We start from the raw sequence: 22,595 nt of genomic DNA on the forward strand, positions 1-22,595 counted from the left end.
TCATCATGTGTGCCGTCTTTAGGAGGTTTTTTTCATGACAAAGGAAGAATTGCAGATGCTCGGTTTTGAAATCGTCGCCTATGCCGGCGACGCCAGGAGCACTTTATTGAAAGTCCTGAAAGAAGTCCGTGCCGGAAACTTCGAAAACACGGAAGCAGCATTGAAAAGCGCCGATGAAAATTTAACCCTCGCCCACAATGCGCAAACGAAAATGTTAGCTGAAGAAGCTGACGGCAAGGACATGGAATTAGGGTTTATTTTCGTTCACGGCCAGGACCACTTGATGACAACCCTTTTGCTCCGTGATCTTATTCAGGATTTTATAGAACTCTACCGAAGCCGCCGATAAGGAGTGGAAAAATGAACGGTATCATCAAGCAAATCGAAAAGGGAAAACCGTTTTTCGAAAAAATCTCAAGAAACATTTATTTAGGCGCGATCCGCGACGGCTTCTTAACTGCCATGCCTGTTATTTTATTCGCCAGCATTTTCATCCTCACCGCCGCTGTGCCGGAAGTGTTGGGTTTCACTTGGCCTAAAAGTGTTTCTGAATGGCTTTGGAAAGTTTATAACTATTCAATGGGCGCCCTCGGTCTGATCGTTGCGGCAACAAGTGCGAAATGCCTGAGTGAATCAATGAACCGAAAAATGCCGAAAAACAAAGGGATCAACCCCGTTTCAGCGATGCTTGCTTCAGTCGTCGGGTTTCTCATTTTAAGCGTCACTCAAATCGACGGCGGGTTCTCCACGGAATATCTCGGCACAAAAGGTCTTTTAGCCGCTTTTGTATCCGCTTTCATAACGGTGAACGTTTACAGATTCTGCGTGCTGAAAAATATTACGATTAAAATGCCTAAAGAAGTACCGGGTACCATTTCACAAACATTTAAAGATGTTTTTCCGTTCGCTTTTTCCGTTTTGGCCATGGTGATCGTTGATTTATTGATCAGGAATACGCTGAATGTATCGTTTGCGGAGGCTCTCTCCTCTCTCTTATCGCCGTTTTTTACCGCCGCAGACGGTTATCTCGGGATTTGTGTCATTTGGGGAATGATGGCGCTGTTCTGGTTTGTCGGCGTTCACGGGCCTTCTATTGTAGAGCCGGCCATCGCAGCTATTATTTACGCAAATGTGGAGGCGAACCTTCAGCTTCATAATGCCGGCGAGCAGGCGTCCAACGTGCTGACCGTCGGACTCGGGAACTTCGTCGGCACAATGGGAGGAACCGGCGCAACCCTTGTTGTTCCGTTTATCTTTCTGCTTTTCGCGAAATCCCAGCAATTGAAAGCAGTCGGAAAAGCATCCGCGGTTCCGGTGTCTTTCGCAGTAAACGAACCTCTTCTCTTTGCTGCGCCGATCATTTTAAATCCTTATTTTTTCATTCCGTTTGTTGTAACGCCGATGGTGAATGTCTGTCTGTTTAAATTTTTCGTGGATGTCATCGGAATGAACAGTTTTATGTATGTTCTTCCGTGGGCCACCCCGGCGCCCGCCGGCTTGATTCTCGGAACCGGCATGGGGCTCTCGGCTTTTGTGCTGACGGCTGTATTAATCATTGTCGATTTCCTGATATACCTGCCATTCTGTAAAGCTTATGACAAAGTATTAGCGGCGGAAGAAGCCCAACATACCGAACCTGAAACCGCGCCGCAAAAATCCCGGGAGATACAGCCAGCCATGGCCGGCGCCTCAGAAGACGCGGCCACCGTCATCAGCACAAATCTTCAGGAATCCTCATCCGCCTTGGAACACGGCACCAATGTGTTAGTGCTGTGCGCCGGAGCGGGAACGAGCGCTATGCTTGCGAACGCACTGACAGAAGGAGCCGAAGAATACAACGTGCCGATCACCGCCTCAGCAGGCGCCTACGGATCCCATTACGACATCATGAAAGACTTCGATATGATCATTTTGGCTCCGCAAGTCGGCTCTTATTATGATGACATTAAAGAAGATGCGGACCGCCTGCATGTGAAACTCGTCGCAACGAAAGGAGCGGAATATATCAGTCTCACCAGAAATTCACAAAAAGCCATTCAGTTCATACTGGAGCATACCTCAAAATAGAATCGGAGGTTTACCATGGATGCCAAACTTTTGAAATCAAGATTCGAAGACATTTTCAAGAGAAGTAACGGAGAACTGTTTTTCGCACCCGGCCGGATCAACCTGATCGGGGAACATACGGATTATATAGGCGGTCACGTTCTTCCATGCGCGATCACGATCGGAACATATGCCGTATGCGCAAAACGCGAAGATCACCAGATCCGGTTATACTCAGAAAACTTTCCTGACAGCGGCATTGTCTGCCTTGATCTTTCCGCCACTGCATACAAAAAAGAAGACGGCTGGACCAATTATCCGAAGGGGATGATCCATTACCTTCTTGAAGCCGGCGGCCAAATAGACAGCGGAATGGATATTCTTTTTCACGGTACGATTCCAAACGGAGCCGGTTTAAGCTCCTCTGCTTCCATTGAAATGTTAACCGGTTCCATTTTAAGAAAGTTATTCAGCCTGGATGTTTCCGATACTGAACTGGCGCTTATCGGAAAAAGAGTCGAAAATGAATTTATCGGCGTGAATTCAGGGATTATGGATCAATTCGCAGTGCAAAAAGGCAAAAAGAACATGGCCATTCTGTTAAACTGCGATAAGCTTGAGCACGAAATGATTCCGGCTGCTTTTAACGGATATAAAATCGTCATTATGAATACGAACAAGCGCCGGGAGCTGGCGGCTTCAAAGTATAATGAACGCCGCAGCGAATGCGACGCGGCTCTCACGGAACTGCGGCAATATCAAAATATCGCATCACTTGCGGAATTGACGGGAGAAGAATTCAACGAACTCGAACCTCTTCTCTCCCGTGAAACTTTGCGTAAAAGAGCCCGGCACGCGGTCAATGAAAACGAGCGGACCCTCTCAGCGGCGGAAGCTCTCAAATCGAATGATTTGAAAACGTTCGGGGAGCTGATGAATGCGTCCCACCGTTCGTTACGCGATGATTATGAAGTGACCGGTGATGAATTAGACGCGCTCGCTGAAGCAGCCTGGAAAGAAGGAGCACTCGGAGCGCGGATGACGGGCGCGGGGTTCGGCGGCTGCGCCATAGCCATTGTGGAAAGTGAAGAAACCGCCGGCTTTATCCGGGCCGTTTCATCTCACTACCGCAGCAGGACAGGTCTTGAAGCTTCTTTCTACATCGCGGATATAAGCGATGGCGCGGCTGAATGGAGGGAAAAATAAATCATGGCGATTCTCGTTCTCGGCGGAGCCGGCTATATCGGTTCTCATGCGGTTGATCAATTAGTAAACAAAGGATTTGAAACGATAGCTGTGGATAATCTCCAGACAGGCCACCGGAAAGCCGTTCATGAAAAAGCCGTTTTTTACCATGGAGATATCCGTGACAAACCGTTTCTTCGCTCTGTATTTGCGAAGGAGAACGTAACAGGCGTTCTCCATTTTGCCGCTCAATCCCTTGTCGGCGAATCAATGAAAGACCCTCTTTCATATTTCAATAATAATGTGTACGGTACGCAAATTACGCTGGAGGTCATGCAGGAATTCGAAGTGAAACACATTGTGTTTTCTTCATCCGCCGCTGTTTACGGCGAACCTGAAAAAGCGCCCATCACAGAAGACATGCCGGAAAAGCCGGAAAGCGCATACGGCGAATCAAAACTCATGGCAGAAAAAATGCTGAAGTGGTGCGATACCGCTTGCGGCATAAAATATGTCTCGCTTCGGTATTTTAACGTTGCCGGCGCGAAAACGGACGGTTCCATCGGAGAAGATCATCATCCGGAAACCCACCTTATCCCTATCCTTTTACAAACCGCGCTCGGTCAGCGCGAGGAGGTTTTGATATTCGGCACTGACTATGATACAAAAGACGGCACGTGCATCCGCGATTATGTTCATGTTTCCGATTTAATCGATGCCCATATTCTCGCTCTGGAATATTTGCAAAACGGCGGAGACAGCGGCATTTTCAATTTAGGATCAAGCAGCGGGTTTTCCGTATCAGAAATGGCGGAAGCGGCCCGGCAAGTGACCGAAAGAGACATAAAAGTAAGAGCGGCCGCAAGAAGACCCGGTGATCCAAGCGCCCTCATCGCTTCCAGCGATAAAGCGCGGAACATTCTCGTCTGGAATCCGAAACAAACGGACATATCGGAAATCATTGCGTCAGCATGGAATTGGCATCGGCATCATCCTAACGGATACAAGGACAAATGAAATGGAGGCGGCGGTCATTGACGTTTTTGAATCAGTGGCAGGGTTTCTGAAAGAAAGCACTGTCTTAGGCGACATAAATGAAACAGATGTGATTTATACAAGAAACAGACTTCTCGATCTGCTCGGACTGACGGATTATGCAGAACCGAAACGTATCAAGAAACAAAACAGGCTTCACTATTTGGACGAAATGGTGAAAGACGCGGTAAAACGGTCAATCATAAACGATACGCCGGCTGAAAGAGACATGCTGGGAAGCAGAATCATGGACGTGATCACACCGGCCCCTTCTCTGATCAATGCCGCATTCAGCGAATTGTTATCAGATTGCCCGAAAAAAGCAACGGATTATTTTTATAGATTGAGTCAAAACAACGACTATATTAAGACGCGGGCCATTCGAAAAAATATCGTGTACCGCTCAATAACACCTTTTGGGGAATTGGACATCACCATTAATTTATCAAAGCCCGAAAAAGACCCTAAAGACATCGCCGCGGTAAAAAACAGTCCGGAAAACCGGTATCCGAAATGTCTGCTCTGTATGGAAAACGAGGGGTATGCCGGAACACCGCATCACCCCGCCCGTTCAAACCACCGCATCATCAGGCTTGACTTAGCGGGAGAACAGTGGGGTTTTCAATACTCTCCTTATGCGTATTACAGCGAGCATGCCATCTTTCTTTCAAGCGTACACAAGCCGATGAACATCAGCCGCGACAGCTTCAGAAGGCTTCTGGCCATTACGGAAATTTTCCCGCATTATTTCGCGGGGTCAAACGCAGACTTGCCGATCGTAGGAGGTTCCATTCTTTCACACGATCATTATCAAGGCGGCGCCCATGAGTTTCCCATGGCAAAAGCGGGTTCCCTCTACCCTTTTCATATGCGTCATTTTCCAGACGTTCAGGCCGAAGCCGTAAAGTGGCCGGTATCAGTGATCCGCCTTCGCGCAAAAGATCCGGATTTGCTGACAGATGCCGCTGCCTATGTTTTTGAAAAGTGGCGGGAATATTCAGACGAAACCGTCAGCATCATCGCGAAGACAAATGAACCCCATAATACCGTCACCCCGATTGCCAGACGCAGGGGAACGGATTTTGAAATCGATCTCGCTCTCAGAAACAACCGCACCTCCGAAGATTATCCGGATGGCATTTTTCACCCGCATCAGGATGTCCATCACATCAAAAAAGAAAATATCGGTCTGATTGAAGTGATGGGGCTCGCCGTTTTACCTCCCCGCCTGAAAGATGAGCTGGCAGAAGTGAGAAAGTATTTACTGAATGAATCTCATGACATCAAGGACATTCATCTTCCGTGGGCTGAAAACATCAAAGCGGATAAAGACGTGACACCGGAAAATGCAGCCGCTGTTTTACAAAGAGAAACCGCGAATGTATTTTTACGCGCGCTGACCGATGCAGGCGTTTTTAAAATGACACCCGAAGGAATTCAGGCGTTTCAGCGTTTCACGACGTTATTGGAGAATGGCAGCTGAAACATTCAGAGTGAAATCAATCAACAATCTTTTTTATCAGGAGGTATTGTGATGTTCAAAAACCGATTGAAACGTGTATTTGTAAACACAATCTGTCTTTCTCTCATTTTCACCGCTTTTACATTCTTTGAGAAGTCTCCTAAAGCAAAAGCGGATGCCCCGTTTGCCTATGGCGCGGATATAGGATGGCTGAAACAAATGGAGGATGAAGGTGTGCGCTGGCTGGATGACGGCGGGAAACAGAAAGATGCCTTGCAGATTCTTAAAGATCACGGAATAAATGCCGTGAGACTGAGAGTGTTTGTGAATCCGCCAAGCAGCTATTATTGGCTGAAAGACGGCACAACATGGACCATGCTCGGCTATAGTGACAAAGCAGGCGTACTTGCGGCGGCCAAAAGGGCAAAAGCGTTAGGAATGAAAGTAATGGTTGACTTCCATTACAGTGATGTGTTCGCTGATCCCGGCCACCAGATCAAGCCGAACCAATGGACCGGCTATTCAAACAGCCAGCTTCAGGCAGCCGTGTATAACCATACGTACGATGTCATGAAAGAACTTAAAAATCACGGTATCTCCCCTGATTGGGTGCAAGTAGGGAATGAAATGAATTCAGGAATTTTACTGCCCGACGGCAGCACGAGCGATTTCAGCAAATTGACCGGCTTACTGAACAAAGGCTATGACGCCGTGAAATCCGTCAGCCCGGCCACCAAGGTAATCAGCCATTTAGCACACGGCACGGACAACAGCCTATTCAGATGGTGGTTTGATCAATTCTTTAAAAACGGAGGGAAAACCGACATCATCGGCGTTTCGTTCTATCCCTATTGGGAAGGTAAGCCGTACTGGGAGCTCACCGGCCATTTATCATCTAATTTGAATGACATCGCCTCACGCTACAACAAGGAAGTCATGGTGGTTGAACTGGGCGGAGATGAAAATAATCCGAAAGATTCCTACTGGACCATAAAAGACACCATAAAACTGGTGAAAGCCGTTCCGAACGGCAAAGGAACCGGCGTATTTTACTGGGAACCCGAAGCTCACTCCAGCGTTCTGTCAGATGCGTATCCACTAGGCGCAACCGCAAAAGTGTCTAAAAACGTCTTGAAATACACAACCGCAATTGACGCTTTTTATGATGCCGCAACAGGAAAATGATTGATGCAATTCTAAAGCAGGCTCTTTTCGCAGCCTGCTTTTTTGTAAGGCTGCAGAGTTAGCCTGTTATGAAGAGCTAATAACGAATACGGAAAGAAACATACTCGAAAAAACACATTTCGGTTAAAAATAGGATACTTCTTCTGTTCCCCCTCCTTCTTATTTCTGCGCACTATCTCTCAGTTCCTAAATAATAACTTTACGATTGTTGAAAAAGAAACAAACATTTTATAATATTGTGTAAGCACCACCGAGCAGGAGGACGGGTCATGGACAAAAAAGAACAGCTCCTCACGGATTTCAGGGACTTTTTTAACAAGATGGTGTGGCTGAATAGGCTGAAGATGGAAGAAAGCCTTAAGGGGCATAAACCTTCTGAAGTGCATTGCATCGAATTCATCGAAAAAATTGAAGACGCCAATGTGACAAAACTTGCGGAGTCCCTTTATATGACAAGAGGCGCTATAAGTAAATTAACGAAGAAGCTTATCAATAAAGGCCTTATCGAAAGCTATCAGAAGCCGCTTAACAAGAAAGAAATCTATTTCAGGCTTACCGAGCAAGGAAAAGTCATTTATAAAATTCACGAGGAATTGCACAAAGAGTTTCAAGAACGGGACAAAATCGTGTTTGAACAAGTAACTGATGAACAATTTGACACGATGCTGAGCTTCGTGGAAACATACAGCAGGCATTTGGATTCAGAAATAAAGAAACTTGGTGCAGACATGAAATCGGAATAAATATGAATAAAACCATAGGCAGCCCCGCTCCATGAAAACGGGCTGCCTTTTCATATCCTTCTTATTGTTGACAAAGAAACAAAATCACTCTATTATTTTGTTGACAAGGAAACAAAGACAGCGATTTTGAGAGGAGAATAATATGTCAACACATAAAAGAAAGGAACTTCAGCTGCCAAAAGAAGTTCTCACAGCTGCCTGGGCTATTGCACTGGGAGCAATCGCTCCCATGCTTGACTCTACGATGGTAAACATCGCCATCGACAAACTGACCAAAGACTTCAACACGACATTGGATACCATTCAGTGGTCCGTTACAGGCTATATGTTAGCACTTGCGATTGCAGTACCCGTATCCGGCTGGCTTATGAATAAATATAACGGTAAGAAAATCTTCATCGGCTCAGTCATCGCCTTTGGTGTCATTTCTGTTTTTGCGGGAATGAGCCGTGACGTTTCCAGCTTCATCTTCTTCCGTTTGCTTCAAGGATTCAGCGCCGGCATTATCACTCCGCTTATGTCAACACTCTTGGTTAAAACGGCAGGTCCGGAAAACCTGGGAAAAGTGATGGCAATTGTCAGCACCCCTATGATCTTCGGCCCGATCTTAGGACCTGTCATCGGAGGCTTCATCGTCCAAGGCGCTTCATGGCATTGGATTTTTTACATCAACGTGTTCATCACTTTGATTGCCGCACCGCTTATGATGAAAACCATTCCAGACTTTGAACCATTCAACAAAGATCGTAAACTCGATATTTTCGGGATTATCAATTTGTCATTAATGAGCGCGGCATTGATGTACGGTATTACGAAAGCGGCGGATCATGCATCATTTAACAATAGCGACACCATTTTATGGACGGGCATCGGTCTTGTTTCAGCAGTCATTTATCTTGTATATAATCTGATCAAGAAAAACCAAACCGTGCTGCCTATGAATTTGTTTGCAAACAAGAGCTTCTTAGCATCTTCGATCGGGTTGTTCTTAGCGAATGTTGCCATCATGGGGCCGATGTTAATACTTCCGCTGTTTTTTCAAGACATTCGTCATTTCACGGCAGTCGGAGCAGCACTCGCTTTAATCCCTCAAGGAGTCGGAATGCTCGTGACTCGTCCGCTGATCGGAAAAATGATTGATAAGATCGGTGCGAAATACGTGGTTACGGTCAGTCTTGTTCTTTCGCTGATCGGATCTATCCCGCTTATTTTTATCACCGATAACACAAGTATGATTTGGATTTCCGTCGTATTATTTATCCGCGGCACCAGTTTTGGAGGAATTATGCTCCCATTAATGAGTGACGCTTATACAGGTCTTGACAGCAAACAGCTTCCGGAAGCAGGTGTCGGTATTCATATGATTGAAAACCTCGGTTCCAGCTTTGGGTCAGCTGTGATCGCAACCGTTACCGCAACTGTCATACAAGGATTGCAGCCAACGATTCCGAACAGTTTAAAAGGCTACCATGCCGGATTCTTAGTATCCGTCATCATCCTTGCGGCCATCTTCATTCCAAGTCTGTTCCTTACCCATAAAAAGACTGCGATATAAAGAACTTTTCAAAGTAAAAAACCCTTGCGCAGCAAGGGTTTTAATGAATGAAACTGATGATTGTTGCCGGCAGAGTCAGCCAACAACATACAAAGCCTTTTACTCATTCACATTGCTTTTCATTAACCATTCTACTTCCGTTAATTCTTGTTTTTGAACGTCTTTTGTGTGCTTTTTCGTAAAATGGACTTTAACAGCTTCTTCGTTTTCCCAAATCTCCCAAAGCATAATTTTGCGTTCTGATGGTTCGAGCGGATGAGCATGGAACTGAATACAGCCTTCTTCTTTGTTCGTTTCTTCCTCAAGTTTTTTGAATTCCTTCATTATTTCATTAAGGTCTTTATCACTGATGATTTTTAAGCATGCCGTTATGTAATGCATCGAAACTCCCCCTCTTCCCATCATTTTATGGCTTTACATTATAACATCGAAACCGGCATACCGCATTCTCAACATATAAAAAACCGTCCATAAAAAATGAACGGCAATGTTTATTTAAGATCATGAAGAGCGACTTTTGCAGCCTCAGCGATAAGAGCATTATGATAATCGGCATCTTCCGTAAATCGGTTTGACAGGATTGCCAAAACAATCGGAGCTCTGTCAGGCGGCCACACGATCGCAATGTCGTTTCGCGTCCCGTAACTTCCGGCTCCGGATTTATCGCCGACTTCCCATCCTGCAGGAGCGCCTGCCCGAATCAGTTCGTCGCCGGTAGCGTTGCCCCGCATCCAATCCGTTAAGATCGTGCGCTTGTCAGTCGTGAGAGTGTTACCCAAAGTGAACGCTTTAAGATCGGTTGCCAGTGCCTTTGCTGTGCTTGTGTCACGACGATCCTCGGGAATCGCAGAGTTTAGATCCGTCTCGAATCGATCCGCTTTCGTTACATGATCCCCAATCTGTTTCAGTGATTTTTCGAAACCTTTAGGGCCGCCAAGCTGCTGCAGTAATAGGTTCCCGGCGGTATTATCGCTGTAACGGACAGCGGCTTCTGAGATTTCTTTCAGGCTCATGCCTGTATCCAGGTGTTTTTCTGTGATTGGAGAATATGTAACTAAATCGTCTTTGCTGTAGCGGATGATGGCATTAAGTTTTTCATTTGAGCTTTTTTTCAGAACAGCAGCTGCGGCCAGAACTTTATAAGTTGATGCGTAAGCAAACCGCTCATTCGGCCGATAGGCAATTGTCTTGTTTGACCCCGTATCAATCGCATAAACCCCAAGCCTGGCATCAAATTTTTTCTCAAGCTGAACAAATTTTTGATTCGTTATACAGCTTGACATTTTTGTGTTTTCTATGGATTTTGCTTCAGCGTGCGTAGAGCCGAATAAAGGATTGAAACCGGTAAAGCTTAAACATAAAAGTCCAATGCATAGTCCAACTTGTATTCCCGTTTTATTTTTCACATCCAGACCTCCTCATTATAATGTTTTTGTATACATCTTCTAATTAACATTACAAACAGGATGAAAGTCAATATATTTCCTGTGAATGATTAAATCCTGCATTCTGATTCCTCTCCTTATTAAACGCGCCGCCCTTGCCGCGTCTGAATGTTTGCATGTCCGCTTCGTGTTCATCATCTATTTGTTATACCTCCGTGCAAATAAAAACGGACACCAATCAGAGCATAGTGAGCTGTGCAATGATCAGTGTCCGCAGGCTTTCCGTCTTGGATCTATATATGTTTCTCTTGCAGACTATAAAAATCATAAGGTAAGTTAACAAACGCATTACCTTAATCTTGCCGGTCAAAAAATTATATCATTTTATATATTTCAATAAGATTATTATCTGGATCTCTGAAATGAGCAACTCGTGCACGCCATTCCTGACGATCATGTGGTTCATTGACGCATGTAATCCCTTGCTTGTGCAAATAGTCATACGTTTTATCAACATCTTCTACCTTAAATTGAAGCAAAAATCTCGATTGCGAATCTCCGTCTAAAGATTTTCTTTCTTCTCCAACTATTTCAGCCATATTTTCTTGAGATAAAAGCTCTATTTTCGTTTCTCCATTATCGAAAAGTGCATATTCCATTTCCTTCTCTAACCAACTTATTGGAAGTCCTAATGAATCTTTGTAAAACTCGACGCTTTTTTTAAAGTCATTAACCAATAGTCTAATTTGCAGCAGTTTCATATTGAACGCCTCCTATCATTTTACTGGCCATTCATTTAATCATACAATAGGGACCTGACAGCATTATGTCAAGTTTCCACAAAAAAATTTCCCATACTGCACCCAAATTTCGGATGGAAAGCCTTCGAAGATTCATGAAACTGTGTTTGATCAATTCACATTCTTAGTTTGAATTCTCCTCCTCTCCACCGTGGAGGCTCCGGCCGTGTAAGTCACGCATCCGTAAACATCCGGCCCCCGCTCCCATAAGTAACACAACTGATAAATAATTGACTGAATAATTTTTCACCGTCATTGCTTCCCCTGTTTTTTATATTCTGCGATTTCCTTAGGGGTAGCCTTCCGGACTCCGTCTGTGTCTGTCCTGTTTGCCACTCGAGCGCCTTCCATGTTTTTTATCTCGCTGACGACTCCCAAATGCTCTAAATACACATGATCACCAATCTTGAAACGATTCAGTTTGGCCCGCTCCTCGGTCATGCTCCTGTATTCAGTCGCGGCTTTCATTTTTAATTCAGCCAGACACATTTGACAAAGGGTTATTGTTACAGAATTGCCGTTAAAATCAGTAAACGAAACTGATCTGACAGATTCCTTTTCCGGGTGCATCGTACATGTTTTCTTCATAGGTGAAGGCCGTGTAAATTTAATCATTCCGCTTCCTCCTCAAAAAGTCGCTTCGTCCCTCTGACATATCTCCGGATGAATGGGAAGTTCCATACCCCCGCATTCGAACTGTCACAACACAGGGAGATTGCCTTTCCTTCGCCGTCTGACGGATTTTCATCCATCCTGCATAGCTGTAAGCCTATATTCCTTTATATTCCCAATGCCCGCCGCACTTCCCTGTTATGATGAAGTTTTTAAAGCTATTGACCAGTTGCCCAGGTTGATTCCATGCGGAAAGCAGTTTGGGCCGCCGTATCCTAATTCATTCGGGTAAATTTCAGCCCTCTAATATGTGTGTGTATGCTTTTTAAAGGAAGTGCGTCACATGATGTTCTAACAACCGATTCAACCTAAAGCTAACTCTACCCCAATTCCCGATCATAAAATAAGTAAATTTACCCAGAACAAATTAATCATTTTGCACTTTCAAAATACTTATTTGGCTTTTCCTTCATTCTTCCATGGTAATATCTTGTTGAAGTATTTCGCATGAAAGGATATGGTCATGAAAGTTTTCGAAGCAACCACCCTCCTCGCCGCCGCCAAACAGCGTGCGGGTGAATATAAAAAACTGCGCGGTCAGATGGTCAACCTAAAAAAAGCGTTTCAAGGTATGGCTGATCTTGGTGACAATGATTTCTCAGGCCGGGGCGCTGACAACATCAAAGCCTTTTTCAAAGACCACGCCGGCGTCACAGACAGCTGGCTTGATCTGATCGACATGAAAATCGCATTTCTCACAAGCCTTCCCGGCAAGGTCGAAGATGCCGGACTTTCCAGTTCGCATGTGGAGGAATCTTTCCTGGAGCATGAACTCACCCACGCCCTCAGTAAATCAAAGGCGATTATGGAAGAGCAGAAAAAAGACATGCGCTCCATCCTCGGAGAGATCGAAGACATCATCTCGCTTGATCTCTTTTCCACCGAAAGCGTGGATCACAAGCTCCAATCAGCCGACAAAAAAAGAAGCGAAACCATACATAAACTCGGCAAGCTTGATCACGATCTAACGAAAGAATACGCAGAAACCGAAGCAAACGAACAGTTTATCCAAGCCGACTTTCAGCAGCTCCAAAACGCCACAGGCAAAGGAAAAAGCGCCACGCCGCTTCACTACAACGCCAAAGCGTACCGAGAAAGCGACATCCATAAGAAAAAAGGCGATATCGCAAGACATTCGGATGCTTATTTGGCGATTAAAAAGGAAGAAGCGAAAGAGCGTGAAATCAAGGATCTGAAGAAAAAGCTGGCGGATGGTATCACCGATCCGGATGAGTATTTGGAAATCGCGAAGAAGATCGGCTATGAAAACCTTGAACCCGCTCAGGTGGAATACGTGATGCAGCTCGAACAAGCAAAGCAGCTCGAAGAAGTCGGAGAAACAGCTTGGGATATCGTCAAAGGAATAGGCGTCGGCCTTTATGATGTGGGAAAAGACACCATAACAGGCGTCAAAGATTTGGCTGTCGGCGCATGGGATTTTTACCATCTCTCCGATGAACAAAAAGTCGCTAAAACCATATCGGCTGTATTGAACACGCCCTCCTACGCAAAAATCATATGGACAAACCTGGCGGATTCGTGGAATGATAAAATGGTTAACGGGGATGCGTATTCAAGATCCCATTACATCACCTACGCCATCGGGAGCATCGTCGGACTAAAAGGTTCCGGCTCAGCTGTAAAAGTATCAAGCAAGCTCGCGAAAACAGGCGCCGCCAAAGTGGATAACGTCTTGGAAGCCAGTGAAAAAGCGACGGCAAAACATGTAAAAACCAGGATTGAAAAAGGAAAAAATTATATCAATTCCGTTTCGAAAAATAAGTACCAACCCGCGCTTGCCGGAATAGCACAGGATATTGAAAATACTCACAATGTGAAGAATACGCTTTTGTTGAAAAGTATTATTGAAGATAAAAAAGAGAGTGTGCTCAGTAAATCTGTGTCTTCTGACAATAACGGCATACATAGTGTTAAACAAGGAGACAGCAGTCCTCTCGCACCAGGCGGTGGCTTAGCTGCTCACGAAGCAAAAGGCGGACACCTTATAGAAAGGCATGTTGGGAAAACAGATAAAGAATTAATAGAAAGACTGAAAACTGATCCTAACCCACATATTACAGCTTCATCTACTTTTAAAGATAGGGCTACCGCTGAAAGAATTGCTAATTCAGTTTTAAACGATCCAAAAAATATAAAGAAAATCGAAAATTGGATTGATGATCCTAAAAAACCTAAATTAATGTTAAGATACAAGGGCGATGGAGAAATAATCGGCAGAAGTGTATCAAGAAATTCAGATCTAGTAGAAAACGTTACAAACGCAAAAATTATACTCAAAAAAGATAATAACGGTAACTTTATCCTTACAGGATATCCAACCAAATAGAAAGAGAGGAAGTATCATGGATGAAAGGTATGATTTCTTAGATGAATTAGAAAATTTTTTAGGTGCAACATTTCATCAAGATATCCAATCCCCTGAACACGCCTTAGACGAATTTATTGAGGAAATTAGTAAAGAAGGTCTGCTATTTACAGTAAAGTATTGCGAAGAGTTTCTAAATAGCGATTTAACTATAGAAGAAAAGGAAGACATTATAAAGTGTAATGCAGAAATATATTTCCCGACAATTGGCTTACCACCTATAGAATGGTTGAAAAGTGTAATAGAACAACTAAAAGAAGCTCTTTAAAAGAACACTGAAGGCCCCCATTTTATGAGAGGGCCTTTTTATATTGATACCGAAGTTTGTGGCCGGATAGAAATTCAATACCGACAGTGCGGTTTGGATCTACTTGACGGCATCACCAGCTGAACTTTTCAACAATTTTGACCCTAATAAGAGATACGGACAATAAATTTCGAGCCAAAAAATCAAGTTCGCCAACAGTTTGCCAACAACTTGCGAATTTGATAAACCGGCTATATTAAGAGAAAGTAAAAAACCCTTGCTACGCAAGGGTTTTGGCTATGATTCCGACTGGGCTCGAACCAGCGACCTCTACCCTGTCAAGGTAGCGCTCTCCCAGCTGAGCTACGGAATCATGATATGTATTGCTGGGTATGTTGTTGTCTCTCTGACATTTATAATTATATATCCTGATTTCTCATTCGTCAACACTTTTTTTATCTAAAATAAAAAAGGGCGCGTCGCAAAATTGACGGCGCCCTTTTCGTTTATGATCTCACTTGGGCGGGGGTTATTTTTTTCAATGCCTGTTCGAAGTCGCGTTCTAAATCTTCGGCGTTTTCGACTCCGACGCTCAGGCGCAGAAGGCCGTCTGTGATGCCGCGTTTTTCCCTCTCTGATTTCGGCATGGCGGCATGCGACATGGCTGCAGGGTATGAGAGAATGGACTCGACAGCGCCGAGGCTGACGGCAAATACCGGAAGCGATACGTTTTCGACCAGCTTTTTGACGGCTTCTTTGCTTTCCAATTCAAAGGACAGGACGGCGCCCGCTCCGCTCGCTTGACGTTTATGGGTATCGGCTCCCGGGTGTCCGGCAAGGCCGGGATAGTAAACGTTTTTGACGGCGGGATGCCCGTCAAAATAGGCAGCCAGCCGCTCAGCCGTCCGGCTCGCTTTTTCCAGTCTGACCTGCAATGTTTTTAAGCCTCTCAATACGAGCCAGCAGTCCTGAACGCCGAGCACCGCTCCAAACGAGTTTTGCAGCTTATACAGCTGATTGCCGAGCTCTTCATCTTTTACGGCAGCAAGGCCTGACAGCACGTCACTGTGGCCGCTTAAAAATTTCGTCGCGCTGTGAAGCACGATATCTACACCGAGATCAAGCGGACGCTGCAGAGCAGGCGTCATGAATGTATTGTCAAGGTATGTCAGACAGCCGTGTTCCTTTGCCAGTTTGACGACGCCCTTAATATCCGTGATGCCGAGCGTCGGGTTTGACGGTGTTTCCATATAAATGGCTTTCGTGTTCGGCCGGATGGCGCGGGCGACAGCTTCTGTGTCCGTCATATCGACAAAGGTATGTTCGATTCCGAAACGGGACAGAACCTCAGTCACCATGCGGAATGTTCCGCCGTACACATCCTCCGTGACGAGAACATGGTCGCCTTGGGATAAGAGCAGAAACGCCGTCGAAATCGCCGCCATACCGGAGCTGAAAGCAAAACCTCTCGTTCCGCCTTCAAGACCTGCAATCGTTTCTTCAAGCGCTGTTCTTGTCGGTGTGCCTGAGCGGCTGTAGTCATATGTCCCGAATTCTTCAAATGAAGACTGATGGAATGTGGAAGCATGCTGGATCGGGACGCTGACGGCTCCGGTGGCTCCGTCTGTTTTAAATGGATTGTGCACGAGCTGGGTTTCCAGCGTCCAATTGTGATTACTCATATGACACGGCCCCCTCTTTTACTTGCTGTAATGCCTGCTTTACATCCCGCTTCAAATCTTCTGCATGTTCAATGCCCACTGAAAAACGCAGCAGGCGGTTGCAGACGCCGTTTGCGATACGAATGTCTTCCGGAATGTCCATGTGCGTCTGTGTCGCGGGGTATGTAATAAAACTTTCCACCCCGCCGAGACTTTCTGCGAAACAGATCGTTTTCAGCGCCTTTAAAAACGGATTGACCCATTCTTCTTTTTGCAGCCGGAAAGACAGCATTCCGCCTTTTCCGGGATATAACACGTCGGCGATTTCCTCTTCCTGTTCTAAAAATTCTGCAAGTTCACGGGCGTTTTCTTCATGACGGCGCATTCTGAGTCCGAGTGTTTTCATCCCTCTCATTAAAAGCCACGAATCAAACGGCGGGAGAACGGCGCCGATCGCATTTTGGTGATTAAACATGATGTCGCCGAGCTCTTCATCCTTAACGACAGCCAGACCGGCAAGGAGGTCATTGTGCCCCGCTAAATATTTTGTGGCGCTGTGAATGACGATGTCCGCTCCCAGTTCAAGCGGACGCTGGATGACCGGGGTATAAAACGTATTATCCACAATCAAAAGCAGGCCGGCTTCTTTCGTAATCCGGGCGATTTTTTCAATGTCCGCCTCCTGCATTAACGGGTTTGTCGGTGTTTCAACAAATAGCGCTTTCGTGTTTTCCGTTATTTTGGAGCGTAAACAGTCTTCATCGCTGAAATCATCGTAAATAAAGCTCAAGCCGTATTTTCTCCATTCGTTTTCAAACAAACGGTACGTGCCTCCGTATAAATCGGAGGATACAATCAATTCATCCCCGCTTTTAAATAGAGCCATAATGGTTTGAATGGCTGCCATTCCCGAGCTGAAAGCAAATCCTCTCGCACCGTTTTCCAACACGGCGATGGCGTCTTCGACGAGCTGGCGTGTCGGGTTTTTCGTGCGCACGTAATCAAAACCTGTAGATTCTCCTATTCCTCTATGGCGGTAAGCGGTGGACAGATAAATCGGCGGACTGACCGTTCCCGTTGCTTCTTCGCTTCTATTTCCGATTTGGGCTAATTTTGTTTCAACATGCTGCGTCATCAGTAAGCACCATCCTTTTTCAAAAATAAAAAAGCCCCCTCTTCATAAGAAGAAGGAGCTTTTCTCTTCCTCTTATCTTCCAAGCGTGAATCGCTTGCTGGATTTAGCACCTTGGCACTTTGCCTTCCCGCGGCAAAGCAAACCGGTTGCTGAGGTTTCAAAGGGCCAGTCCCTCCACCTCTCGTGATAAGAATATTGTTTTGTATTTTCTGATTGTTCTATATTAACGCACTATAAAATAGATTTCAACAACTTTTTATTTATCTGAACTCTCGCAAGAAGTGCATCTGAAGAAAGAAATTTCTAATAATTCATGGTACAATAGGAAAAAACCATCAAGACAAGAAGCGGCCTGGAGGAATGCGAAGTGGTATCAAAAAACGGAATCATTCATGAGAAAACACTTTTCTCCCATGAGCTTGAAGAGGAAATGACCGTTTTGGTCTACCTGCCCGCCACCTTCTCCCCCTTGTATAAATATCATACGGTCATCGCTCAGGACGGCCATGATTATTTCAGATTAGGGAGAATCGGGCGTCAGGCGGAAGAGCTTATGTCAAAAGGGGAAATTGACCGCTGCATCATTATCGGCGTCCCTTATAAAAATGTGCGGGAGCGAAGAAACACATACCATCCAGAAGGCTCTAAGTTCGCCTCATATAAGCGGTTTATCGCCAATGAGCTCGTTCCTTTTATCGACAAAGAATACCCGACTTATCAAGTCGGATACGGCCGCACCATGATCGGGGATTCCCTCGGCGGAACCGTTTCGCTCATGACGGCGATTGACTATCCGAATATGTTTGGAAACGTCATCATGCAGTCTCCGTATGTTGACGGGCACGTGCTGGATGCCGTCCGGCAGTCGGAGGATCTCAAACAGATTTCCGTTTATCATCAAATCGGAGAAAAAGAAACCGGCGTTCACACGACGGACGGCCAGGTCCTTGATTTCACCGTGCCGAACGAAGAGCTCAAACAGCTGCTGGAAAGCAAACAGTCTGAATACACGTATGAAACCTTCGACGGGGATCATAAATGGACCTACTGGCAGCCGCTCATCACGCCGGCGCTGAAAAAAATGCTGTAACCATTCATTTAAGGAGGGAACTTTCATGAAATACGGTATTGTTTTATTTCCATCAAAAAAATTACAGGATCTCGCAAATTCGTACCGGAAACGCTACGACCCGAGCTACGCGCTCATTCCGCCGCATCTGACGGTAAGAGATCCGTTTGAAGCGACAGAACAGGAAATCGAGCAGGTCGTATCACAGCTGAGACAGACGGCGAAAGAGTCGCATCCGCTCGTTCTGAAAATCACAAAATACAGCTCGTTTTCTCCTGTGAATAATGTGATATATATGAAAGCAGAGCCGACGGAGGAATTAAAATCTCTGAGTGAGAAATGCTACTCAGGAGCATTATCCGGCGAGCCGGAATACAGCTTCGTTCCGCATGTCACGGTCGGCCAGAAGCTGTCGTCAGATGAACATTCCGACGTACTCGGACAGCTGAAAATGCAGGACATTTCCCACGAAGAAGTCATCGACCGTTTTCACCTGCTCTATCAGCTGGATAACGGCTCATGGACTGTGTACGAAACATTTTTATTAGGCGGAGGAGAATAACTGCTTGGAATCCATCATCGTAAAAACTGAAAAACAGCTGAACGACGCTTTTTTCGTCAGAAAAGAGGTCTTTGTTAAAGAACAGCACGTTCCGGAAGAAGAAGAGATTGATCAATTCGAAGACACGTCAGAGCATATAGTCATATATGACGGCGGCCAGCCGGTCGGAGCCGGCAGATGGCGCTTGAAAGACGGGCATGGAAAATTAGAGCGCATCTGCGTAATGAAAAGCCATCGTTCTTTAGGCGTCGGAGCCATCATAATGCAGGCGCTTGAAAAAGCGGCGGCAGCCAAGGGCGCCGGCAGCTTTATCTTACATGCGCAGACGCAGGCGGTCCCGTTTTACGAAAAACAAGGATACCGCGTCACATCCGGCGAAGAATTTCTCGATGCGGGCATCCCCCATCTGGAAATGATAAAGGAATACAAACAATAAAATCAAAAGCACTCCTGTTGATATAGCAGGAGTGCTTTTTTTATGAAAACAATACCGTTTAATGAATTTTATTGCCTTTTATGGAAGGTTAATGTATGTTTAGTATACGAAGTATTACAATTCATACAAAAAATACAATTCATATTTCGGAGGGATAAACATGACGGCACCAAAAGGAAAACACATATTCGGGACTGTTAAAGTGGGCACAAAAGGACAGATTGTCATTCCTAAAGAAGCAAGAGATGTTTTCGATATAAATCCGGGGGATTCACTGCTTATGCTTGGGGATGACCAGCAAGGTATCGCACTTGTTAAACAAGAACTCTTTTTCGAGTTTGCAAAAGATATTTTAAACGCTAAGCAAATCGACGCAGATAGCGAGGATGAGTAAATGCACGCGATTGAGCTGAAGCAATTAACGAAACATTATAAAGAAACCGCCGCCGTTGACCGTCTTGAGTTCTCAGTTGAGAAAGGGGAATTTTTCGCTTTACTCGGTGAGAACGGAGCCGGAAAAACGACATTAATCAATATGCTTTGCGGACTCCTTTCTCCGGATGAAGGTGATGCATCAGTGCTTGGACACAGTATTTTGACTGATTTGGATAAAATAAAACCGAAATTGAATATGTCCCCGCAGGAAACAGCCATCGCTCCTCATCTAACCGTACGGGAAAACTTAGAGTTTATAGCCGGAGTCTACGGAATTCCGAAAAAAGAAGCAAAAAAAAGAACAGATGAGATGCTCGAATTGTTTCAATTAAAAGAGAAAGAAAGAGCAAAAACCAAAACCTTATCAGGAGGAATGCAGCGCCGCCTCAGCATCGCAATGGGCATGATTACGAAACCGGATATTTATTTCTTAGATGAGCCGACATTAGGGCTGGACGTCCGTTCACGCCGCGAGTTGTGGAAAAATCTTGAGACATTAAAGGGAGACATGACGATTATTTTAACGACACACTATTTAGAAGAGGCTGAAGCACTGGCAGATCGTATTTGCATTTTAGAAAATGGGACATTAAAAGCACTGGGCACGGCGGAGGATCTGAAAAAACAAACTCATTCAGCCACATTTGAAGATGCCTTTTTAGCGATTTGTGACGGAGAGGCGGGTCTTTATGCTTGATTTCGCCATTCGCAACCGCAAAGAGATTTTTCGTGATCCCTTATCTATCATCCTTGGAATCGCACTGCCTGTTATTCTATTGTTTCTGTTTACGGCGATTGAAAAAAATGCGCCGCTTGATACCTTTAAAATTCAGCATTTAGCACCCGGACTCATTGTTTTCGGTTTCGCTTTCCTTACGATGTTCTCTGCATTGCTGATCGCAAAAGACAAACAGACCGCCCTTTTGACCCGTTTGTTTGCTTCCCCTTTAAAAACAGCCGATTATGTCATCGGTTACGCACTGCCGATGCTTCCGTTAGCCATTTTACAAATCGTCATTTGTTTTATCGCAGCAGCTGCTGCCGGTTTATCCGCCGAGTGGATGAATCTTCTCGCAGGTATCGCTGTCTTGCTGCCGATTGCGATGATGTCCGTTTTCTTCGGTTTATGTTTAGGGGCTGTGTTTACGGACAAACAAATTTCAGGTATCGGAACGATTTATATTACACTCGTGCAATTTCTGGGCGGGGCTTGGATGGAGGTGAGCCTGCTCGGTGACACATTCAAACATATCGCTTATGCCTTACCGTTTATCCACTCGATCGAGCTGGCTCAGGAAGTCATATCCGGAGATTATTCTTCCTTTCATCAGCATATTTGGCCGATAGCGGGATATACCGTTTTGGCGCTTGCACTTGCTTTGCTCAGTTTTATAAAAATCAGGAAGAGATAAAAAAGCCGGCACTCCGTAATGGGAGCGCCGGTCTTCTTTTTTACGTTTCTTTCAGAAGGCTTATCGTATGCGGCAGCAGACGGTCATCCCCCGGACTGCCATGGCCCGGAACGACAATGCTGATGGCCTGATATCTTTTCATGACTTTGCGGACGGCGCGCGGCCACTGATCCGGATAAAAGCCCGGAGTTGGTATGATTTCCTTTGTTTCTAAAGCCTTGATTAAACAACCGCCGAATAAGAGCTTATCCTCAGGCAGCCAGACGGTCATATTGTCTTCCGTATGCCCTTTTCCCGGATAAAACGTTTCAATTTTCATATCGCCAAACTGCAGCTTTGTCACGTTTTTCAAATCTCCGAGCGGCCGGTCATATCCCTGCTGCCGGGCGAAGTCGGCGGTCAGCTTCGTGCTGTGCACCTTTACACCGTATTTGTACAGTGTGTTCAGCCCGCCGATGCGATCGTCATGGGCGTGTGTCACAATGGCATCGGTCATCCTTTTGCTGGGAAACCGCTGTTTTATTTGTGTCATTAATTGCTCTGTGAGACTGTCATTCCACGGAGTATCAATCAGTACGATTCCTTTGGAAGTTTCAAGAAGCAATCCGTTCGCAGGGACGGGACTTCCGTCTGCCGTACCGATGCTTGTATGCATCCAGACATGCGGCGCCAGCTGTGTGAGAGTGACATCTTTTGCTGCGGAGCTCTCCGCCGCGTGTGCCGGTTTCATTCCGGCAGTAAAGAGGCCGAATAGAAATAACCCCGCAATTAATAATGAAAGCTTTCTCAAATTGAATCATTCCTTTCCGCATCTTTCATATATATGGCTCAAAAAAACCCGGAGATTTCCGGGCTTTTTCACACATATTGATTTATCAACCGGCCTTTTCCCATAATTTGCGGCAGACGGGAAAGAGAGCGCTTACGTTTTTCCTCATGCATTTTCTTTTCTGCGGCTGCGGTGTTTTCCTGGCGGCGCTCCACCTCTCTGTACACCCTATCATTGGCGAGGGCGGCCGCTTTCGTAATGCCGGCGTAATCAGGCTTATAACCCGCTGCCCGGTTTGCGTATTGAGAATACTGCTGGTTTTGAATCCGTCCTGCATAAATCATATGTACCCCTCCCCTTCGCTTTTCATTTCCCTTAATCTTACTTTTTGAAACGCGGTTCTTTTGTTATGATA

Annotated in this window: 24 protein-coding genes, 1 tRNA gene and 1 riboswitch; of the genes, 16 read left to right on the forward strand and 9 right to left on the reverse strand. The window is 45.4% G+C overall.

Going from position 1 to position 22,595, the window contains the following annotated elements:
* Positions 1-34 precede the first annotated feature (34 nt).
* From AC2CGA_RS04970 to AC2CGA_RS05005, 8 genes are all read left to right on the forward strand, one after another.
* Positions 35-349, forward strand: a complete 315-nt coding sequence (locus AC2CGA_RS04970; protein ID WP_007407323.1) for a PTS sugar transporter subunit IIA — start codon at positions 35-37, stop codon at positions 347-349.
* An 11-nt stretch (positions 350-360) separates the two neighbouring features.
* Positions 361-2,067, forward strand: a complete 1,707-nt coding sequence (locus tag AC2CGA_RS04975; protein ID WP_060386877.1) for a PTS lactose transporter subunit IIBC — start codon at positions 361-363, stop codon at positions 2,065-2,067.
* Positions 2,068-2,082: 15 nt separating this feature from the next.
* Positions 2,083-3,252, forward strand: coding sequence for a galactokinase (locus tag AC2CGA_RS04980; RefSeq protein WP_044053113.1), 1,170 nt, complete (start codon positions 2,083-2,085; stop codon positions 3,250-3,252).
* Positions 3,253-3,255: 3 nt separating this feature from the next.
* Positions 3,256-4,248, forward strand: coding sequence for a UDP-glucose 4-epimerase GalE (gene galE / locus AC2CGA_RS04985; protein ID WP_349686142.1), 993 nt, complete (start codon positions 3,256-3,258; stop codon positions 4,246-4,248).
* A 1-nt stretch (position 4,249) separates the two neighbouring features.
* A complete protein-coding gene (gene galT / locus AC2CGA_RS04990; protein WP_349686141.1) occupies positions 4,250-5,749 on the forward strand; it encodes a UDP-glucose--hexose-1-phosphate uridylyltransferase in 1,500 nt (499 codons plus the stop codon).
* Between the two features lie 51 nt (positions 5,750-5,800).
* Positions 5,801-6,913: a glycoside hydrolase family 53 protein gene (locus tag AC2CGA_RS04995; RefSeq protein ID WP_015388382.1), complete on the forward strand. Its 1,113-nt coding sequence runs from the start codon at positions 5,801-5,803 to the stop codon at positions 6,911-6,913.
* 269 nt (positions 6,914-7,182) lie between these two features.
* Positions 7,183-7,656: a MarR family transcriptional regulator gene (locus AC2CGA_RS05000; protein ID WP_003154948.1), complete on the forward strand. Its 474-nt coding sequence runs from the start codon at positions 7,183-7,185 to the stop codon at positions 7,654-7,656.
* 142 nt (positions 7,657-7,798) lie between these two features.
* Complete coding sequence (locus tag AC2CGA_RS05005) at positions 7,799-9,211, forward strand: MDR family MFS transporter (RefSeq protein ID WP_484480141.1); 1,413 nt, start codon at positions 7,799-7,801, stop codon at positions 9,209-9,211.
* 99 nt (positions 9,212-9,310) lie between these two features.
* On the opposite strand, the gene AC2CGA_RS05010 is transcribed toward AC2CGA_RS05005, so the two are convergent.
* The 4 genes from AC2CGA_RS05010 to AC2CGA_RS05025 all read right to left on the reverse strand — a co-directional run bounded on the left by AC2CGA_RS05010 (position 9,311) and on the right by AC2CGA_RS05025 (position 12,011).
* Positions 9,311-9,592 (reverse strand): putative quinol monooxygenase, encoded by a 282-nt coding sequence (locus tag AC2CGA_RS05010; protein ID WP_003154950.1) that lies wholly within the window; start codon positions 9,590-9,592, stop codon positions 9,311-9,313.
* A 110-nt stretch (positions 9,593-9,702) separates the two neighbouring features.
* Positions 9,703-10,617: a class A beta-lactamase gene (gene bla, locus AC2CGA_RS05015; protein ID WP_003154951.1), complete on the reverse strand. Its 915-nt coding sequence runs from the start codon at positions 10,615-10,617 to the stop codon at positions 9,703-9,705.
* A gap of 353 nt (positions 10,618-10,970) precedes the next feature.
* Positions 10,971-11,357, reverse strand: coding sequence for a VOC family protein (locus AC2CGA_RS05020; protein WP_003154952.1), 387 nt, complete (start codon positions 11,355-11,357; stop codon positions 10,971-10,973).
* Positions 11,358-11,648: 291 nt separating this feature from the next.
* On the reverse strand, positions 11,649-12,011 hold the full coding sequence (locus AC2CGA_RS05025) for a hypothetical protein (RefSeq protein ID WP_003154954.1): 363 nt from the start codon (positions 12,009-12,011) through the stop codon (positions 11,649-11,651).
* A gap of 520 nt (positions 12,012-12,531) precedes the next feature.
* Between AC2CGA_RS05025 and AC2CGA_RS05030 the strand changes: the two genes are divergently transcribed.
* The gene (locus AC2CGA_RS05030; protein ID WP_278269527.1) at positions 12,532-14,415 is read left to right on the forward strand and encodes a ribonuclease YeeF family protein; all 1,884 of its coding nucleotides are present in this window, start codon (positions 12,532-12,534) and stop codon (positions 14,413-14,415) included.
* 16 nt (positions 14,416-14,431) lie between these two features.
* A complete protein-coding gene (locus AC2CGA_RS05035; protein WP_003154958.1) occupies positions 14,432-14,722 on the forward strand; it encodes a contact-dependent growth inhibition system immunity protein in 291 nt (96 codons plus the stop codon).
* A gap of 279 nt (positions 14,723-15,001) precedes the next feature.
* Here the strand turns inward: AC2CGA_RS05035 and AC2CGA_RS05040 are convergent.
* The 3 genes from AC2CGA_RS05040 to AC2CGA_RS05050 form a co-directional block, all read right to left on the reverse strand.
* Positions 15,002-15,074 (reverse strand) — tRNA-Val (locus AC2CGA_RS05040).
* A gap of 133 nt (positions 15,075-15,207) precedes the next feature.
* Positions 15,208-16,383 carry a cystathionine beta-lyase gene (gene metC, locus AC2CGA_RS05045; protein ID WP_003154961.1) on the reverse strand — a complete coding sequence of 392 codons (1,176 nt, stop codon included), beginning with the start codon at positions 16,381-16,383 and terminating at the stop codon, positions 15,208-15,210.
* A complete protein-coding gene (locus AC2CGA_RS05050) occupies positions 16,376-17,497 on the reverse strand; it encodes a methionine biosynthesis PLP-dependent protein (RefSeq protein WP_024085136.1) in 1,122 nt (373 codons plus the stop codon). The genes metC and AC2CGA_RS05050 overlap by 8 nt, the downstream gene beginning before the upstream one ends.
* A 69-nt stretch (positions 17,498-17,566) precedes the next feature.
* Positions 17,567-17,690, reverse strand: a riboswitch (SAM riboswitch).
* Between the two features lie 174 nt (positions 17,691-17,864).
* Between AC2CGA_RS05050 and AC2CGA_RS05055 the strand changes: the two genes are divergently transcribed.
* The 6 genes from AC2CGA_RS05055 (at position 17,865) to AC2CGA_RS05080 (ending at position 21,411) form a co-directional block, all read left to right on the forward strand.
* A complete protein-coding gene (locus AC2CGA_RS05055; RefSeq protein WP_043866996.1) occupies positions 17,865-18,587 on the forward strand; it encodes an esterase family protein in 723 nt (240 codons plus the stop codon).
* A 25-nt stretch (positions 18,588-18,612) separates the two neighbouring features.
* Entirely contained in the window at positions 18,613-19,128 is a 516-nt protein-coding gene (locus AC2CGA_RS05060; RefSeq protein WP_003154969.1) for a YjcG family protein, read from the forward strand.
* Positions 19,129-19,132: 4 nt separating this feature from the next.
* On the forward strand, positions 19,133-19,564 hold the full coding sequence (locus tag AC2CGA_RS05065) for a GNAT family N-acetyltransferase (protein WP_003154971.1): 432 nt from the start codon (positions 19,133-19,135) through the stop codon (positions 19,562-19,564).
* A gap of 160 nt (positions 19,565-19,724) precedes the next feature.
* A complete protein-coding gene (locus AC2CGA_RS05070) occupies positions 19,725-19,958 on the forward strand; it encodes an AbrB/MazE/SpoVT family DNA-binding domain-containing protein (protein ID WP_003154973.1) in 234 nt (77 codons plus the stop codon).
* Entirely contained in the window at positions 19,959-20,696 is a 738-nt protein-coding gene (locus AC2CGA_RS05075; protein ID WP_003154975.1) for an ABC transporter ATP-binding protein, read from the forward strand.
* A complete protein-coding gene (locus tag AC2CGA_RS05080) occupies positions 20,689-21,411 on the forward strand; it encodes an ABC transporter permease (protein WP_014304806.1) in 723 nt (240 codons plus the stop codon). Before AC2CGA_RS05075 ends, AC2CGA_RS05080 begins: the two co-directional genes overlap by 8 nt.
* Positions 21,412-21,451: 40 nt before the next feature.
* On the opposite strand, the gene bla (AC2CGA_RS05085) is transcribed toward AC2CGA_RS05080, so the two are convergent.
* A complete protein-coding gene (bla, locus tag AC2CGA_RS05085) occupies positions 21,452-22,201 on the reverse strand; it encodes a subclass B1 metallo-beta-lactamase (protein ID WP_484480142.1) in 750 nt (249 codons plus the stop codon).
* 68 nt (positions 22,202-22,269) lie between these two features.
* Positions 22,270-22,524 carry a hypothetical protein gene (locus tag AC2CGA_RS05090; RefSeq protein ID WP_003154980.1) on the reverse strand — a complete coding sequence of 85 codons (255 nt, stop codon included), beginning with the start codon at positions 22,522-22,524 and terminating at the stop codon, positions 22,270-22,272.
* Positions 22,525-22,595: the final 71 nt, after the last annotated feature.

Source organism: Bacillus sp. SYZHCR11 (genome assembly GCF_057196865.1).

Bases quoted from the DNA above. Each gene is read 5' to 3' on its own strand.
- AC2CGA_RS04970 (WP_007407323.1), top strand. From the start codon at position 35: ATGACAAAGGAAGAATTGCAGATGCTCGGTTTTGAAATCGTCGCCTAT.
- AC2CGA_RS04975 (WP_060386877.1), top strand. From the start codon at position 361: ATGAACGGTATCATCAAGCAAATCGAAAAGGGAAAACCGTTTTTCGAA.
- AC2CGA_RS04980 (WP_044053113.1), top strand. From the start codon at position 2,083: ATGGATGCCAAACTTTTGAAATCAAGATTCGAAGACATTTTCAAGAGA.
- galE (WP_349686142.1), top strand. From the start codon at position 3,256: ATGGCGATTCTCGTTCTCGGCGGAGCCGGCTATATCGGTTCTCATGCG.
- galT (WP_349686141.1), top strand. From the start codon at position 4,250: ATGGAGGCGGCGGTCATTGACGTTTTTGAATCAGTGGCAGGGTTTCTG.
- AC2CGA_RS04995 (WP_015388382.1), top strand. From the start codon at position 5,801: ATGTTCAAAAACCGATTGAAACGTGTATTTGTAAACACAATCTGTCTT.
- AC2CGA_RS05000 (WP_003154948.1), top strand. From the start codon at position 7,183: ATGGACAAAAAAGAACAGCTCCTCACGGATTTCAGGGACTTTTTTAAC.
- AC2CGA_RS05005 (WP_484480141.1), top strand. From the start codon at position 7,799: ATGTCAACACATAAAAGAAAGGAACTTCAGCTGCCAAAAGAAGTTCTC.
- AC2CGA_RS05010 (WP_003154950.1), bottom strand. From the start codon at position 9,592: ATGCATTACATAACGGCATGCTTAAAAATCATCAGTGATAAAGACCTT.
- AC2CGA_RS05020 (WP_003154952.1), bottom strand. From the start codon at position 11,357: ATGAAACTGCTGCAAATTAGACTATTGGTTAATGACTTTAAAAAAAGC.
- AC2CGA_RS05025 (WP_003154954.1), bottom strand. From the start codon at position 12,011: ATGATTAAATTTACACGGCCTTCACCTATGAAGAAAACATGTACGATG.
- AC2CGA_RS05030 (WP_278269527.1), top strand. From the start codon at position 12,532: ATGAAAGTTTTCGAAGCAACCACCCTCCTCGCCGCCGCCAAACAGCGT.
- AC2CGA_RS05035 (WP_003154958.1), top strand. From the start codon at position 14,432: ATGGATGAAAGGTATGATTTCTTAGATGAATTAGAAAATTTTTTAGGT.
- metC (WP_003154961.1), bottom strand. From the start codon at position 16,383: ATGAGTAATCACAATTGGACGCTGGAAACCCAGCTCGTGCACAATCCA.
- AC2CGA_RS05050 (WP_024085136.1), bottom strand. From the start codon at position 17,497: ATGACGCAGCATGTTGAAACAAAATTAGCCCAAATCGGAAATAGAAGC.
- AC2CGA_RS05060 (WP_003154969.1), top strand. From the start codon at position 18,613: ATGAAATACGGTATTGTTTTATTTCCATCAAAAAAATTACAGGATCTC.
- AC2CGA_RS05070 (WP_003154973.1), top strand. From the start codon at position 19,725: ATGACGGCACCAAAAGGAAAACACATATTCGGGACTGTTAAAGTGGGC.
- AC2CGA_RS05075 (WP_003154975.1), top strand. From the start codon at position 19,959: ATGCACGCGATTGAGCTGAAGCAATTAACGAAACATTATAAAGAAACC.
- AC2CGA_RS05080 (WP_014304806.1), top strand. From the start codon at position 20,689: ATGCTTGATTTCGCCATTCGCAACCGCAAAGAGATTTTTCGTGATCCC.
- AC2CGA_RS05090 (WP_003154980.1), bottom strand. From the start codon at position 22,524: ATGATTTATGCAGGACGGATTCAAAACCAGCAGTATTCTCAATACGCA.